1 pseudogene is annotated in these 237 nt (G+C 38.4%); it reads left to right on the forward strand.

Annotated elements, in window-relative coordinates:
* A pseudogene (locus AC3II9_RS22480) lies at positions 1 to 237 on the forward strand (hypothetical protein); the annotation flags it as partial.

Consider the following 237-nt stretch of genomic DNA (forward strand, 5'->3'; position numbering starts at 1 on the left):
CTTTACGAACGATTACGTTAAGAATGGTGAAAAAATAACAATTTTCATGCCTCCGGAAAGAGAAAATGTGGAATTGGATGCTGATTTTACCGATCCTTTGAAAGTCGTTTTTGAGGATAAAAACTTCCTGATTGTCGATAAACCGGCTTTTGTGACTACAGTGCCTGGACATGCCGATCGAAAAACCACTCTTGTTAATATGATCAAGGCTCATTTGATTCAAGAGAAGGCTGATAG

This window comes from Lysinibacillus sp. RU7 (genome assembly GCF_057837305.1).